The 15503-nt window shown below is 52.6% G+C and carries 17 protein-coding genes; 8 read left to right on the top strand and 9 right to left on the bottom strand.

Annotation, left to right across the window (positions count from 1 at the left end):
- Window positions 1-7: 7 nt before the first annotated feature.
- The 3 genes from J5224_RS14790 to J5224_RS14800 form a co-directional block, all read right to left on the bottom strand.
- On the bottom strand, window positions 8-730 hold the full coding sequence (locus tag J5224_RS14790; RefSeq protein WP_264626098.1) for an amino acid ABC transporter ATP-binding protein: 723 nt from the start codon (window positions 728-730) through the stop codon (window positions 8-10).
- Entirely contained in the window at window positions 717-1478 is a 762-nt protein-coding gene (locus tag J5224_RS14795; protein ID WP_264626099.1) for an amino acid ABC transporter permease, read from the bottom strand. The genes J5224_RS14790 and J5224_RS14795 overlap by 14 nt, the downstream gene beginning before the upstream one ends.
- 127 nt (window positions 1479-1605) lie before the next feature.
- The gene (locus tag J5224_RS14800) at window positions 1606-2376 is read right to left on the bottom strand and encodes a basic amino acid ABC transporter substrate-binding protein (RefSeq protein ID WP_264626100.1); all 771 of its coding nucleotides are present in this window, start codon (window positions 2374-2376) and stop codon (window positions 1606-1608) included.
- A 292-nt stretch (window positions 2377-2668) separates the two neighbouring features.
- On the opposite strand from J5224_RS14800, the gene ftsB reads away from it, so the two are divergent.
- The 7 genes from ftsB (at window position 2669) to rpoS (ending at window position 8453) form a co-directional block, all read left to right on the top strand.
- Window positions 2669-3031: a cell division protein FtsB gene (gene ftsB, locus J5224_RS14805; RefSeq protein WP_264626101.1), complete on the top strand. Its 363-nt coding sequence runs from the start codon at window positions 2669-2671 to the stop codon at window positions 3029-3031.
- Window positions 3032-3034: 3 nt separating this feature from the next.
- Entirely contained in the window at window positions 3035-3745 is a 711-nt protein-coding gene (ispD, locus tag J5224_RS14810) for a 2-C-methyl-D-erythritol 4-phosphate cytidylyltransferase (protein ID WP_264626102.1), read from the top strand.
- A gap of 51 nt (window positions 3746-3796) precedes the next feature.
- Window positions 3797-4294, top strand: coding sequence for a 2-C-methyl-D-erythritol 2,4-cyclodiphosphate synthase (gene ispF / locus J5224_RS14815; RefSeq protein ID WP_264626103.1), 498 nt, complete (start codon window positions 3797-3799; stop codon window positions 4292-4294).
- Window positions 4294-5358, top strand: a complete 1065-nt coding sequence (truD, locus tag J5224_RS14820) for a tRNA pseudouridine(13) synthase TruD (protein ID WP_264626118.1) — start codon at window positions 4294-4296, stop codon at window positions 5356-5358. Before ispF ends, truD begins: the two co-directional genes overlap by 1 nt.
- 175 nt (window positions 5359-5533) lie before the next feature.
- Window positions 5534-6145 carry a protein-L-isoaspartate(D-aspartate) O-methyltransferase gene (locus J5224_RS14825; protein WP_264626104.1) on the top strand — a complete coding sequence of 204 codons (612 nt, stop codon included), beginning with the start codon at window positions 5534-5536 and terminating at the stop codon, window positions 6143-6145.
- Between the two features lie 191 nt (window positions 6146-6336).
- On the top strand, window positions 6337-7407 hold the full coding sequence (nlpD, locus tag J5224_RS14830; protein WP_264626105.1) for a murein hydrolase activator NlpD: 1071 nt from the start codon (window positions 6337-6339) through the stop codon (window positions 7405-7407).
- 53 nt (window positions 7408-7460) lie between these two features.
- The gene (gene rpoS / locus J5224_RS14835; RefSeq protein ID WP_264626106.1) at window positions 7461-8453 is read left to right on the top strand and encodes an RNA polymerase sigma factor RpoS; all 993 of its coding nucleotides are present in this window, start codon (window positions 7461-7463) and stop codon (window positions 8451-8453) included.
- Window positions 8454-8555: 102 nt separating this feature from the next.
- On the opposite strand, the gene proS is transcribed toward rpoS, so the two are convergent.
- The 6 genes from proS to metN form a co-directional block, all read right to left on the bottom strand.
- Window positions 8556-10274 (bottom strand): proline--tRNA ligase, encoded by a 1719-nt coding sequence (gene proS, locus J5224_RS14840; protein ID WP_264626107.1) that lies wholly within the window; start codon window positions 10272-10274, stop codon window positions 8556-8558.
- 184 nt (window positions 10275-10458) lie between these two features.
- Window positions 10459-11169 carry a tRNA (N6-threonylcarbamoyladenosine(37)-N6)-methyltransferase TrmO gene (gene tsaA, locus J5224_RS14845; RefSeq protein WP_264626108.1) on the bottom strand — a complete coding sequence of 237 codons (711 nt, stop codon included), beginning with the start codon at window positions 11167-11169 and terminating at the stop codon, window positions 10459-10461.
- 9 nt (window positions 11170-11178) lie between these two features.
- The gene (rcsF, locus tag J5224_RS14850) at window positions 11179-11586 is read right to left on the bottom strand and encodes an Rcs stress response system protein RcsF (RefSeq protein ID WP_264626109.1); all 408 of its coding nucleotides are present in this window, start codon (window positions 11584-11586) and stop codon (window positions 11179-11181) included.
- A gap of 121 nt (window positions 11587-11707) precedes the next feature.
- Window positions 11708-12523: a MetQ/NlpA family lipoprotein gene (locus tag J5224_RS14855; RefSeq protein WP_264626110.1), complete on the bottom strand. Its 816-nt coding sequence runs from the start codon at window positions 12521-12523 to the stop codon at window positions 11708-11710.
- A gap of 70 nt (window positions 12524-12593) precedes the next feature.
- Window positions 12594-13247: a methionine ABC transporter permease MetI gene (locus tag J5224_RS14860; protein WP_195316266.1), complete on the bottom strand. Its 654-nt coding sequence runs from the start codon at window positions 13245-13247 to the stop codon at window positions 12594-12596.
- Window positions 13240-14274 carry a methionine ABC transporter ATP-binding protein MetN gene (gene metN, locus J5224_RS14865; protein WP_264626111.1) on the bottom strand — a complete coding sequence of 345 codons (1035 nt, stop codon included), beginning with the start codon at window positions 14272-14274 and terminating at the stop codon, window positions 13240-13242. Before metN ends, J5224_RS14860 begins: the two co-directional genes overlap by 8 nt.
- Window positions 14275-14455: 181 nt before the next feature.
- Between metN and gmhB the strand changes: the two genes are divergently transcribed.
- On the top strand, window positions 14456-15019 hold the full coding sequence (gmhB, locus tag J5224_RS14870; protein ID WP_264626112.1) for a D-glycero-beta-D-manno-heptose 1,7-bisphosphate 7-phosphatase: 564 nt from the start codon (window positions 14456-14458) through the stop codon (window positions 15017-15019).
- Window positions 15020-15503 lie beyond the last annotated feature (484 nt).

The following is a 15503-nucleotide window of genomic DNA, read 5'->3' on the forward strand; positions in this document are numbered from 1 at the left end:
TGCGGTGTTAAAGAACTTTACTGAGAAATGCTTGAGTGCGCGGGTTGGTCGGTGCCGTAAACAGTGCTTCCGGCGCTCCCTCTTCTTGAATAATTCCCTGATCGATAAAAATGATACGGTCTGCGACTTCACGGGCAAATGCCATTTCGTGAGTCACTATCACCATGGTCATTCCCTCTGTTGCCAGCGTTTTCATGACCGACAGCACCTCGCCTACCAGCTCTGGGTCAAGCGCCGAAGTGGGTTCATCAAACAGCATAATGGCCGGTTCCATCGCTAATGCGCGGGCAATGGCGACGCGCTGTTGTTGTCCGCCAGAAAGGCTATTGGGCCAGGCGTCCACTTTATCCAGCAGGCCAACTTTTTCTAACAGCTGATGGGCGCGTTCAACCGCCTGAGCGCGGGAAAGCTTTTTCACGTCCATCGGGGCCATGATCATGTTTTCCAACACCGTCATGTGCGGAAACAGATTGAAGCGCTGAAAGACCATACCTACGCTTTCACGTAACCGGTTGAGATCGGTTTTGGGGTTATGCAACGCAAATCCGTTGACGGTGATTTCACCACCGGTCGGCGTTTCCAGCGCATTCAAACAGCGCAGGAACGTGCTTTTTCCCGAACCGGAAGGGCCGATCATGCAGATCACTTCCTGTGGTGCGATAGTGCAACTGATACCGCGCAGGACGTGGGTATCCCCAAAATGTTTTTGCAAATTATTAACGTGAATCACTTTTGCTTAACCTTATTTCCATCTGCCGCACCAGAACCGAGAGCAGGAAAGTGATGACCCAATAAACCAGGGAAATGGTCAAATAGGGTTCCCAATAGGTGGCATAGGCGCCTGACACTGTACGTGCCGCATAGGCGAGATCGGCCAGCCCAATCGCAGAAGCGAGTGATGAATCTTTGACGATGGCGATAGCATTGTTGCCGAGCGGCGGCAGCATGCGACGAAATGCCTGAGGAAGAATGACTTTGCGCATGGTGCGGCCGTAGCTCATGCCCAATGAACGCGATGCTTCCATCTGCCCACGATCAATAGATTGAATGCCAGCACGGAAAATTTCGGACACATAGGCACCGGCATTCAGGGTGATTGCCACGATACACGATAGGAAGGCACCGTAGTCGGCACGTAGCATGCGTGCGAAATCCGCTGACATCAGCCCACCGCTGACGAATAAACCGTCGCGCGGATTAATAAGCAATGGAATCAGTGCAAAATGCACCACCATAATCTGAACGAAAAGCGGCGTACCGCGCAACGCGCTGACATAAATACGTACAGGCCACTGTACGCCATAGTGTAAAATCCACTTCCAGGGGCCGTGCGGTGCTTGCGCCAGGCGGCCTAATCCGAGCGTCAGCCCCCAGCAGGTCCCCAAAATAACGCAGATAAGCGTACATTTTATTGTCATCCAGGCCCCTTCCATAAACAACGGGGCATATTCCTGAATGATTTCCCAACGAAATCCCATCGCGTGCGGTCCTTTTTGGTGTCATAGGCGAGGTGATAAAGCGCCTCTGTCATTTACGCGTCATTGACTCGCGTCGTGACAGAGGCCTTGAATGCAAGACACGCCGAGTCAGCGTGCAAACCGCGGTTTACTGAGCAGGCAGGGCAGGAACGTCGTTATCAAACCATTTCTGATAGATTTGCGCATAGGTGCCATCGGCAACAATCTTTTTCAGGCCAGCGTTGATTTTACCCAGCAGTGCATCGTTGCCTTTAGCAACGGCGATGCCAAAGTATTGACGCTGAAATTTGGCATCGGACACCAGTTTAAACTGCTTCTCCGGGTGGGTTTTGATGTAGAACTTGATCACACCCACATCACCGACGGCGGCACCGATACCGTCTTCATAAAGCTCTTGCAACATCAGCGGCGTGTTGTCGAAACGCTTGATGGCCGTGCTGTTTTTTCCCAGCACGTCAGAAACCACCACGTCGCCGGTGCTGGAGTTCACCACACCGACTTTATTGTCTTTCAGATCAGCAATGGCGCCAATGCTGGAGCCTTTTGGCGTCACGATTGACTGTTCTGCCGGGAAGTACGGAGAAGAGAAATCGACCATCTGTTTACGTTTGTCGGTAATGGTGATCCCGGAAATAATGATATCGCGATCGCCGGAATTCAGCGTAGCGAAGATCCCTTCCCACGGCGTGTTGACCAGTTTGATGGAGAAATTTTCCGCCTTGGCGATCGCTTTAATGATGTCGATATCAAAGCCTTCCAACTCTTTCTGCGCGTTTTCAAATTCAAAAGGACGATAGGTACCGCCAGCGCCCACCACATAGGTTGGTTCTGCCGCCACGATAGACGTGGAAAATGCTGCCGCGAATAGCGTGCCAGCGAACAAAAAGGGTTTGAACATGTTATCTCCTGGATCAAAGTGTGGCAGATGAATCATCTGTTTTATGCATTTTATTTTCATAAAAATACACAGGTCGACCTAAAGGTTCAACTTATTCGCGGGTAAAAGTCCCGCCTGCCTTCTGCCATTATGGATTCATCACCCCGTATTTCCGGTAAAATGCAAATGAATAGCTATCCTGATTATTGGGTGCTTTACGGCGTTGAAAGCGCCTCTGTGTGCTAATCCGCCCTGATAATATGGAGTCGAAGGCAAAGTTATGGGATGATTAGGCGGTTTTTCAGGGGGCGGGATGGGAAAGCTAACGCTGTTATTATTGGTTTTGCTCGGTTGGCTGCAATATTCGCTGTGGCTGGGTAAAAATGGCATTCATGACTATGTTCGGGTTAAAGACGACGTGGCTGTCCAACAGGGCAACAACGGTAAGCTCAAAGCCCGGAACGAACAGCTGTTTGCTGAAATCGACGATCTCAACGGTGGACAAGAAGCCATTGAAGAGCGTGCGCGCAATGAACTGGGCATGATTAAACCGGGTGAGAGCTTCTATCGTCTGGTGCCGGATCAATCCGGTCGCCGCGCGGCGACAGCGTCTTCATCGGCGAATTCTGGTGCGTCCAGCTCCCTGTCGTCTTCCAACCCTATGATGTCACGTTAACCCATGTCTGAACCGCTGGTTTCCTTACCTGAGGTTGTCGCCGTTCTCCCCGCTGCCGGAAACGGTAGCAGAATGGCGTGCGACTGCCCAAAACAATATCTCACCCTTCATGGTAAAACACTGCTGGAACACACGCTGGCTGCGCTGTTTCGGCATCCGCACATTCAGCGTGCCGTGGTGGTTATCAGCCCCGACGATTGGCGCTTTGCCGCCTTGCCGCTGGCACAAGACCCGCGTATCAGCGTGGTGTTCGGCGGCAAACAGCGGGCTGATTCGGTGCTGGCCGGTTTGCGTGCGGTTAATGATGCGCCTTGGGTGCTGGTGCATGATGCTGCCCGTCCGTGCTTGCATCTTCAGGATCTCGACAACCTGTTACAGCTTATCCGGCACTGCGACGTGGGCGGCATTCTTGCTGCACCGGTGCGAGATACCATGAAGCGTAGTCAGGGTGAGGCGATTGAGCACACGGTTGATCGCCGCGATTTATGGCACGCCTTGACGCCGCAACTGTTTCCACGGTTATTATTGCAAGATTGCCTGGCGCGCGCGTTACAACAAGGGGCTGTCGTGACCGATGAAGCGTCGGCGCTGGAATATTGTGGCTATCATCCACACATTGTTGCCGGGCGTGCTGATAATATTAAAGTAACGCGCCCTGAGGATTTGGCACTGGCCGAGTTCTACCTGGCTCGATTGGCACCGCCAAGCGTGTGATGTACCCTTCATCGGTTTCATAACCATTTGCTAATCAAGGAGAATAACCCCATGCGTATTGGTCACGGTTTTGATGTCCACAAACTGGGCGGCGAAGGCCCATTGGTGATCGGTGGGGTTCGTATTCCTTACCCTCAGGGATTGTTAGCGCATTCTGATGGTGATGTATTGCTGCATGCCGTAACCGATGCGCTGCTTGGCGCGGCGGCGCTAGGCGATATTGGTAAACTGTTTCCTGACACCGATCCCGCCTACAAAGGCGCGGATAGCCGCGAACTGCTGCGTCAAGCGTGGCAGCAAATACAGGAAAAGGGCTATCGACTGGGCAATCTGGATGTCACTATCATTGCGCAAGCGCCGAAAATGGCCCCGCACATTCCGCAAATGCGGGTGAATCTGGCAGAAGATCTTCACTGCCATATGGATGACGTTAACGTCAAAGCCACCACCACGGAACAACTCGGGTTTACCGGCCGTGGAGAAGGGATTGCCTGCGAAGCGGTTGCGCTGTTAGTGAAAGATGAACGGAGTGAAGTGGTCGCATGGTAATGCAGCAAGAACCCGCTACGCTCAACATGGAAAGCCTGTTCTGGTTGCATGGTGAACCGCAGGCGACAGGGACGCTCAAAGCCACCGCCGATGATTTCCGTGTGGTGGAAGATCTGGGGTTTGCACCGGACGGCGATGGCGAACATCTGCTGGTTCAGGTACGTAAACGTGGCTGCAACACCTCCTTTGTCGCGGAGGCGTTGGCGAAATTTGCCCGTATTCCCGCGCGTGCCGTGAGCTATGCTGGCTTGAAAGACCGGCATGCGGTGACGGAGCAGTGGTTTTGCCTGCATGTGCCGGGCAAAGTGTTACCCGATTTATCCGCTTTTGTGCTTGAAGGGTGTGAAATCCTTAGCAGTGCACGCCATCGGCGCAAACTGCGTATCGGTGCGTTGCGCGGCAATCAGTTTACGTTGACGCTGCGCGCTATCAGCGACCGTGCGGCCGTTGATGCGCGGTTAGTCGCGATTGCCGAACAGGGTGTGCCGAACTATTTTGGCAGTCAGCGTTTTGGTCGCGGTGGCAATAACCTGATTCAGGCGGTGCGTTGGGCCAGAGACGAGATTCGTGTCAGTGAGCGCAGTAAACGCAGCTTCTATCTGTCGGCCAGCCGTAGCGCGCTGTTCAATCTCATCGTGAGCCAACGTTTGAGTCAAGGCTTGGCAACGCAGGTGCTGGCGGGCGATGCATTGCAACTGGCCGGGCGCGGCAGTTGGTTTGTGGCAAATGACGACGAAGTGACCGAATTGCAAACGCGCGTTGATAAGCGTGAGCTGTGCGTGACGGCACCGCTGCCCGGTGACGGCGATCCGGGCACTCAGGGTGACGCGTTGGCGTTTGAACAACGCTGCCTGGCGGGGCACGAGACGCTGCTTGGACTGCTGCGTCGTGAACGGGTGGAGGTCGCGCGCCGTGCCGCGCTGCTCTATCCGCAGCAGATGCGCTGGTCTTGGCTGGATGATGCGTCGGTCACGCTGGATTTCTGGCTGCCGGCAGGCAGTTTTGCCACCAGCGTTGTGCGTGAACTGATTACGCCGCTTGAGCAGATGGATATCGCTGATTGAAACCCAGTGTCTGATATAGCAACGATGTCGTCGCTATACAATTCCTGTATGCAGTACTTATATAGAGTACCTAGGTAATAAGGGTGCGAACTCACGGCAAGGCATTGCCGTTATAGAGTAAAGGCATGAAGACGTTAATCACGACTGAGGCTGACGGGATAGGGTGAACAAACGCATGCAAACGATGCTGACACTGCTGCGTCAGCAGGGCATTCATGACGAGCGATTGCTTAAGGCCATCGAGGCTGTGCCGCGTGAGCGTTTTGTCGACGAAGCCTTTGAGCATAAGGCTTATGAAAATACCGCGTTGCCAATAGGCTCCGGTCAAACCATCTCTCAGCCTTATATGGTTGCCCGCATGACGGACCTGTTGCAATTGACCCCTGCGTCTCGCGTGCTCGAAATTGGCACCGGTTCCGGCTACCAAACGGCGGTTTTGGCGCATTTGGTCAAGCAGGTTTTTTCCGTTGAACGTATCAAAGGGCTGCAATGGCAGGCGAAACGGCGTTTGAAGCAACTGGACCTGCACAATGTTTCCACCCGGCACGGCGATGGCTGGCAAGGCTGGCCGTCACGCGGCCCGTTCGATGCCATTATTGTAACGGCGGCGGCACCTGAAATTCCGAATGCGCTGATAGCGCAACTGGATGAAGGGGGCATTATGGTGCTCCCGGTGGGAGAACAGTCGCAAACGTTGCAGCGCATACAACGTCACGGTGGAGAATTTGTGGTTAATACCATTGAAACGGTTAAATTTGTTCCACTGGTCAAAGGCGAACTAGCCTGATACCTTTGCAAACACGTTTATGGGTATCAGTCATTTACGATTTATTTCAATAGAACGTAGTTCAATACAACCCTGTCATAGTGAGAACATGTTGATATTGTTAGCATTGGATAAATGCCAATACGGTGACGACAGGGCCGTCTTTGAGCGGTTTGATTATTGAGTATTACGGTTATAGGGGAGCAAGACGCATGGGAAGCCAAACGAGAACACTGCGTCAGATGGCGGCGTGCACGGCAATTATTCTGGGGTTGGCGGGGTGCTCCAATAACGACAGTAAACCTGCGCCAATCAGCAGCGTAGGCGGTCAGGGCAATAGCAGCAGCCGCGGTGGCATGCTCGCGACTGCGCCTTCGAACATATCATCTTCTGGCGATGCGCCGATCACCACGCGCGATGGCCGCATTGTTTACAACCGTAGCTATAACGCCATTCCTAAAGGTAGCTATGGCGGCAGCACCTATACGGTAAAACGGGGCGATACGTTGTTCTACATCGCCTGGATTACCGGCAGTGATTATCGTGAGTTGGCGCAACGCAACAACGTGCCTGAGCCTTATAGCCTGAACGTTGGTCAGGTGCTTCAGGTGAGTGACGGTTCCTCCTCCGCGCCAGTGAGCAGCGGATCGACCGGTGGCGGGCGCATGCTGGCAGGTGGTACGGGCGGCAGCAGCGGCGGTATGCTGGCACCTTCTGATGCCACGCGTGGCGGTGTGCCTCAGCCGCCGTCAATGACGCAAATTCAAACAACGCAGGTTGATTCTCAGCCAACTAATGCGTATTCTGGAAATTCGGGTAAACAGAATGTAGGTAAGATGTTGCCTTCCACCGGGGCTGCCGTGACGGCTCCTGTGACCGCCCCCGCGGCTGTTGAAAGCAGTGCTCCTGCTGTCGGCAGCTGGCGTTGGCCTACCGAGGGGAAAGTCATAGATAGTTTCTCCGCGTCGGAGGGGGGAAACAAAGGGATTGATATCGCTGGCACTCGTGGGCAACCGATCATGGCGACCGCTTCAGGGCGCGTCGTTTATGCGGGCAACGCTTTACGCGGGTACGGTAATCTGATCATCATCAAACACGACGATGATTACCTGAGCGCCTATGCCCATAATGACTCTATGCTGGTCCGGGAACAACAAGAGGTCAAGGCGGGTCAACAGATCGCTACCATGGGTAGCACCGGAACCAGTTCAGTACGCTTGCATTTTGAAATTCGTTACAAGGGGAAATCCGTAAACCCGCTGCGTTACCTTCCGCAGCGATAAATCGGGCAGAGTATTTAGGTATTCTGCCAAGGGATCACGGGTAGGAGCCACTTATGAGCCAAAGCACGCTGAAAGTTAACGAGTTACATGATGATGCCGAGTTCGAGGAAAATGGACTTGATGTTTTTGACGAAAAGGCGCTAGCAGAGGAAGAAGCGGGAGATAATGAGGCATCCGACGATGAGTTGTTATCCCAAAGTGCAGCCCAGCGTGTGCTGGATGCTACACAACTCTATCTAGGAGAGATCGGTTACTCTCCGCTTCTGACCGCTGAAGAAGAAGTTTTTTTTGCCCGTAGAGCGCTGCGTGGTGATGTTTCATCGCGACGCCGTATGATTGAAAGTAACCTGCGACTGGTGGTGAAAATCGCTCGTCGCTACAACAATCGCGGTTTGGCGCTGTTGGATCTTATCGAAGAAGGTAATCTTGGTTTGATCCGTGCGGTTGAGAAGTTCGATCCCGAAAGGGGTTTCCGCTTTTCAACCTATGCCACATGGTGGATTCGCCAAACGATTGAACGGGCTATCATGAACCAAACCCGCACCATTCGTTTGCCTATCCATATCGTTAAAGAATTAAACGTTTATCTGCGTACTGCGCGTGAGCTTTCGCATAAGCTGGATCATGAGCCCAGTGCGGAAGAGATTGCTGAGCAGCTCGACAAACCTGTTGATGACGTAAATCGCATGTTGCGCTTGAACGAGCGTATCACATCGGTCGATACGCCATTGGGCGGGGACTCTGATAAAGCGCTGCTGGATATTCTGGCGGATGAAAAAAATAACGGACCAGAAGACACCACGCAAGACAACGATATGAAGCAAAATATCGTTAAATGGTTGTTCGAACTAAACGCTAAACAGCGTGAAGTGCTGGCTCGTCGTTTTGGGCTGCTGGGGTATGAAGCGGCAACGCTTGAAGACGTTGGTCGTGAAATTGGCTTGACCCGTGAACGCGTGCGCCAAATCCAGGTGGAAGGGCTGCGCCGTTTGCGTGAAATTTTGCAAGTACAGGGGCTGGATATTGAAGAGCTGTTCCGTGAATAACGAAGCAGAAGTGAATACCGTATTTGCACGTTGAGTCGACTATCAGTCAAATAAAAGAGGTGGGGAAAACCCCACCTCTTTTTTATGCTTTATTGCTGCGTATTAACGAACGGTATTGGCAGACAAAAAATCAACGATCTCGCTAACCTTGATCATCTTTTTCTCGCCGTCGCGACGATATTTATATTCAATCTCGGCGTTATCCAGATTTCGATCGCCAATGACGATAGTGTGCGGTACGCCGATCAATTCCATATCCGCAAACATCACACCCGGGCGCTCTTTACGATCGTCGAGCAACACATCGATACCTTTGGCGCGCAGTTGCTGATAAATGTCTTCAGCCAGCTCTTTCACGCGGAACGATTTGTGCATGTTCATCGGCAGGATCGCCACCTGGAAGGGGGCGATAGCGTCATGCCAGATAATGCCACGATCGTCGTGGTTCTGTTCGATGGCGGCAGCCACCACGCGTGTCACCCCGATACCGTAGCAGCCCATGGTCAGGATCTGGTTACGACCATCTTCACCTTGTACGCTGGCTTGCAGCGCCTGAGAGTATTTGGTGCCCAGTTGGAAGATATGGCCCACTTCGATGCCGCGTTTGATTAACAGCGTGCCTTTCCCATCTGGGCTGGCATCGCCTTCAACCACGTTGCGGATATCTGCCACTTGCGGCAGTGCAACGTCACGCTCCCAGTTAATGCCAAAGAAGTGTTTGCCGTCCTGGTTTGCGCCTGCGCCGAAATCGCTCATTGCCGCGACGGTGCGATCGATAATCACCGGTATCGGCATATTGACCGGGCCGAGTGAGCCTGGACCTGCGCCAACGATGTCGCGAATTTCTGCTTCGGTAGCGAAGGTCAGCGGGCTGGCGACCTGCTCCAGTTTCTCCGCTTTCACTTCATTCAGCTCATGATCGCCGCGCACCAGCAGGGCAATCAGCTTGTGTCCGCTCTCTTGGGTTGCCTTCACCAGCAGCGTTTTAACCGTTTTTTCAATCGGCAGATTAAATTGTTCAACCAGTTCGGCGATGGTTTTGGCGTTGGGGGTATCAACCAAACGCATCTCTTCTTTCGCTTCGGCACGTCCCAGCGTGGGGGCAACGGCTTCAGCAAATTCGATATTAGCGGCGTACTCGGAGTCGGTAGAGAAAACGATGTCGTCTTCGCCGCTCTGCGCCAGCACCTGGAATTCGTGTGATGCGCTGCCACCGATGGAGCCGGTATCCGCCTGAACGGCGCGGAAGTTCAATCCCATGCGGCTAAATGCACGGCTATAGGCGTCGTACATCGCGTCATAGGTGACCTGCAACGATTCCTGCGAGGTATGGAACGAGTAGGCATCTTTCATGATGAATTCGCGAGAACGCATCACGCCGAAACGTGGGCGCACTTCATCGCGGAATTTGGTCTGGATCTGAAACAGGTTCAGCGGCAGCTGCTTATAAGAGCTCAGCTCATTACGCACCAGATCGGTAATCACTTCTTCATGCGTCGGACCGAGAACAAACGGACGGTCACCGCGATCGACAAAACGCAGCAATTCCGGGCCGTACTGTTCCCAGCGGCCACTCTCCTGCCACAGATCGGCGGGTTGTACCACGGGCATAGAAATCTCGATCGCACCGGCGTTGTTCATCTCTTCACGCACGATGTTTTCGACTTTCTTCAGAACCCGGTAGCCGGTCGGCAACCAGGTGTATAACCCGGAGGCCAGCTTGCGGATCATCCCGGCGCGTAGCATCAACTGATGGCTGATGACTTCCGCGTCGGCAGGCGTCTCCTTCAGAGTGGAGAGCAGATATTGGCTAGTACGCATGGTGTTTTAGTTCCGTCAGAACGCAAAGTAATGGGCACCAGTGTGCCCCAAAACAAGATGCAAAAGGCCATGTAGGCCCTTAAACACGGTAAAGTGGCTTAGTGTAACAGTGACTTTCCTTCGTCAAAAGTGTGCGGCGTGAATTTTATGGCGCGCAGGCCATGAATAACGATTCAATTTTCGCTTAGCGCGGTGCTGGCTCAAGGCTGAGCACTTCCGTCTGCATGGCTGTTACGCGCCAGCGCACGTTGAATTCCAGCAACAGGGCGGCGTAATCACGCGAGGCTTCGCCTTTGCGGTACGCCGGGCGCGGATCCTGATTCAACACCTGAGTGATAAAACGGCGCAGGTGCGGGTAAGTGGATTGATGTTGCACCAGTTGTTGCTCTGCCAGGGGAGAGAAATACACGGGCATCGCGGTGTCGGGTGCCTGTTGCGCAAAGCCGCCGATGGCATCAGGCACGCTCTCTGCAAACGGTAAATAGGGTTTGATATCAACCACCGGCGTACCATCGACCAGATCGAGGCTGCCCAACTGTAAGATAACGCTGTCGCCTGTGGTTTTTATCCCTTTCAATCGGACCAGCGACATACCGATGGGATTCGGGCGAAACGTGGAGCGGGTGGCGAAAACCCCCATACGCGCATTCCCGCCCAAACGGGGAGGGCGCACCGTGGGTCGCCAGCCCTGTTCCATGGTGTGGTGAAAAACAAATAACACCCAAATATGGCTGAATGCCTCCAGCCCACGTACCGCTTCTGGCTGGTGGTAGGGCGGCAGAAGATGCAGCTCTCCGTCGCCATCTTCAATCAGGCCGGGTTGCCGTGGCACGGCGAATTTTTCTTTATAAGGCGAACGGATAACGCCAATCTGATCGAAATGATAGGTGGTCATTGCCCGGCTTTATTGAGAAGAAATTTTCAGTGCAGTACCTTCACAAATGGCCTGCCGATAGCAGCCTGCAACGCCGCTGACAACCTGGCAGTTGTGAACCAGAACCGCATTGGCGCGCATCGCTGTTGCACGCGTTTGCATTCGGCGACGGGCATTCGCAACCGTTGCGGGCGTATCTTGCATGCTTGCCTGGCATACTGAGCCGGACACTTCGCCCATATCACGGAACGGTTTACCCACCAACTCCTCTGCATTGTTATACAGCACGGCGGTTGCCGGACGCGGAGCCGGTTTCACTTTGGCCGGTGCTTCGACAGCAGGTTCGATAACGGGCTGCGGCGCGGATGCCGTTTTGGGTTGCAGCAGCGAACATCCTGTTAATGACAGCGCTAAAAACACGAGCGGTATAGCACGCATAGCATTTCCTCTCTACTATTCTTCTTTTGAAGTGCGCTTATTGAAGCAAGCTACGACACAAATAACAAGACGGGCACCGAGGCCCGTCTTGAAATAATTGTCACTCGCGTATCGGGTGATATTACCAGCCTTTCACCGCGCCGCCGTTGAAAATCTTGTTGGCAGCTTCATAAACTTCGTCTGACTGGTAAGCCTGAACGAATTTCTTCACGTTAGCCGCGTCTTTGTTGTCTTCACGCGACACAATCAGGTTAACGTACGGAGAGTCTTTCTCTTCCACGAACAGACCGTCTTTGGTCGGTGTCAGGTTAATCTGGCTGGCATAAGTGGTGTTGATGATAGCCAGTGCGATTTGATCGTCATCCAGAGAACGCGGCAGTTGCGGTGCTTCCAGCTCGACCAGTTTCAGGTTTTTCGGGTTTTCAACCACGTCCAGCACGGTCGGCAGCAGACCAACGTTATCTTTCAGTTTGACCAGACCCTGTTTTTGCAGCAGCAGCAGGGAACGGCCCAGGTTGGTCGGATCGTTAGGCAGCGCAATTTGCGCCCCGTTTTGCAGCTCGTCTAATGATTTGATTTTTTTAGAGTAGCCAGCGATCGGATAGACAAAGCTATTGCCAACAGCAACCAGTTTGTAGCCACGGTCTTTGATCTGTTGGTCCAGATACGGTTTGTGCTGGAAGGCATTCAGGTCGATATCCCCTTTGCTCAGCGCTTCGTTTGGCAGCACGTAATCGTTAAAGGACACCAGTTCCACCGTCAGGCCATATTTGTCTTTAGCCACTTTCTGTGCAACTTCAGCAACTTGCTGCTCAGCACCTACAATAACGCCGACTTTGATGTGGTTCGGGTCTTTTTCTTCTTGTCCGCAGCCTGCCAGCGCCAGTGCACCCAGTAATGTACCCAATGCGGCGACGGTTTTAAATTTGATTGTCATTTCCTTAACCTCTGCATATTTAACGTTTTGCGGCTTGCCGTCAGCGGCATAGTCCGACGTGTAGTAAAACTTATTTATGAGTCACTGCCCGTACCGTGCGATCGCCTACGAATTGGATCAGGTAGACCAGAACAACCAGTAATATTAATACCGTATTCATGACTGTCGCGTTATAACCAATGTATCCATACTGATAACCAATTTGACCTAACCCTCCGGCACCGACTGCGCCCCCCATTGCAGAATAGCCTACCAGGGTGATAAGTGTGATGGTGGCGGCATTGATAAGACCGGGAAGTGCTTCTGGCAGCAGAATCTTACGAATGATTTGTAACGGCGTGGCACCCATAGCGCGCGCCGCCTCGATCAATCCACTGGAGATTTCCAGCAGGGCGTTTTCTACCATGCGCGCGATAAACGGCGCAGCGCCTACGGTCAATGGCACAATGGCTGCCTTCAGCCCGATAGAGGTGCCGACGATAGCGCGTGTGAACGGAATCATCCACACCAGTAAAATAATGAATGGAATAGAACGGAAAATATTCACTAACGCTGACAGTGTGCGATACAGCGGCGGATTGGCAACGATCTGGCCCGGACGGGTAATATAAAGCATTACGCCAACGGGTAATCCCAGCACGAAGCCAAAGAAGCCGGAAACAAATGTCATCACGACGGTTTCCCAAACGCCTTTCGCCATCAACCACATCATTGCTTCAGACATAGCCCAGCACCTCAACTTTCACATGGTGTTCCTGTAAAAACGCGATGGCGGCCACCGTGTCCTGTTCTTCGCCGTGCATCTCGGCCAGCATGATGCCAAATTTGACGCCGCCTGCGTAATCCATCTGCGCACTGATGATATTGTTATTGACGTTAAAGCGGCGCGCGATAGTTGAGAGTAACGGCGCATCGACGGATTGACCGGTAAACTCCAGCCGTAGCAGCGGGGTGTTCTGGTCGTTGTGCGGTGCGGCAATGAGTCGGGATTGGTAATCCTCGGGGATATCCAGATGCAGCGTAGACTGAATAAAGGTTTGTGCCAGAGGCGTTTTAGGGTGAGAGAACACTTCGCTGACCGTGTCCTGCTCAATCAATTGACCGCCACTGATCACTGCTACCTGATCGCAGATGCGTTTTACCACGTCCATTTCATGGGTGATCAGCAGGATGGTTATCCCTAAACGGCGATTAATGTCTTTGAGCAATTCGAGAATGGAACGCGTAGTTGCTGGGTCGAGCGCACTGGTGGCCTCATCACACAGCAGCACTTTGGGATTGCTGGCCAGCGCGCGAGCAATCGCAACGCGCTGCTTTTGCCCACCGGACAGATTTGCCGGGTAGGCATCGTGCTTGTCCGATAACCCCACCAGTTCGAGCAGTTCGTTGACGCGGCGGGTAATTTCGCTTTTCGGCGTCGTGTCCAGCTCAAGGGGCAGGGCCACGTTACCAAACACAGTACGTGACGCCAAAAGATTAAAGTGCTGGAAGATCATGCCAATCTGGCGACGTGCCTTGGTCAACTGCGCTTCGGACAGCGCCATCAAATCCTGGTCATCAACCAATATCTCACCGTGTGTCGGGCGCTCCAACAGATTTACACAGCGGATTAATGTACTTTTACCTGCACCGGATGCGCCGATAACGCCATAGATCTGCCCAGCAGGGACATACAGACTGACATTGTCCAGTGCTGTGATGGTCCGGCCTTTCTGCTGGAAAATTTTTGTAATGTTAGAAAGTTTAATCATCTTTATTTATCGTAAGTGCCTATCGCGGGATAGATCAACGTCTGCCGTATGCAGAATATTGTACGGATGTTAGGGCGTCTAGACGTCTAAGTCAATTTACTTTGTCGTTATGACGCATTCTCGCAACGTACAAAAACATGCGATACTAACGCGCAAATAACGCCATCAGGAGCACATAGCAGTGGCACAACCGATTCCAGCCGTTTTTCTCGATCGCGACGGCACGATTAATGTCGATCATGGTTACGTTCATGAGATCGATCAGTTTGAGTTTATTGATGGCGTTATCGACGCGATGAGTGAACTAAAGAAGAAAGGATTTGCACTGGTACTGGTGACTAACCAGTCCGGTATTGCGCGTGGCATGTTCAGTGAAGATGATTTCATGCACCTGACTGAGTGGATGGATTGGTCGCTGGCCGATCGCGGGGTTGATTTGGACGGCATCTATTTCTGCCCCCACCACGCAGAACACGGGCAAGGGGAATACCGTCAGGAGTGTGACTGCCGTAAACCCAAGCCGGGCATGTTCCTCTCAGCGCAGAGCTTCCTCAATATCGATATGGCCGCTTCTTATATGGTAGGTGATAAAGAAGAGGATATGCAGGCTGCCATTGCGGCGGGTGTCGGCACAAAAGTGTTGGTGCGTACCGGCAAGCCGATTACCGAGCAAGGCGAAGCGCTGGCTGATGTTGTGATTGATAGCCTGGCCGATTTGCCGCGCATTATCGAACAGCGTAAATGAGTAAAATCGGGCTTATCGGGCGGAATTTGAACAAACGGAAAAAAAGATGAAAAAAGGGGTTGTGTAAATTACTGGGATCCCTATAATGCGCCTCCGTTGACACGACACGAAGCGATTCAAGGCGAGGTCAGCAAGAGAAAAACGATTCACTTTCAAATGAAAATAATCGTTGACTCTTAAAGAGGAAAGCGTAGTATACGCCACCTCGCGATAGCAGGCTGTAAGCCGCATCGCAACGCTCTTTAACAATTAATCAGACAATCTGTGTGGGCACTCACAGGACTTTATCGTAAAGCCTACGGGCTTAAAAAATAAAAGTCTTGAAGAGTGAACAACAGTGAATTCATTACGAATGAACAGTCAACATTCTTTGAGCATCGCTTACCGTTGTTTGTAAAAACACGGCATAAGCAAATCAAACTTTAAATTGAAGAGTTTGATCATGGCTCAGATTGAACGCTGGCGGCAGGCCTAACACATGCAA

Source organism: Candidatus Symbiopectobacterium sp. NZEC135 (genome assembly GCF_025962695.1).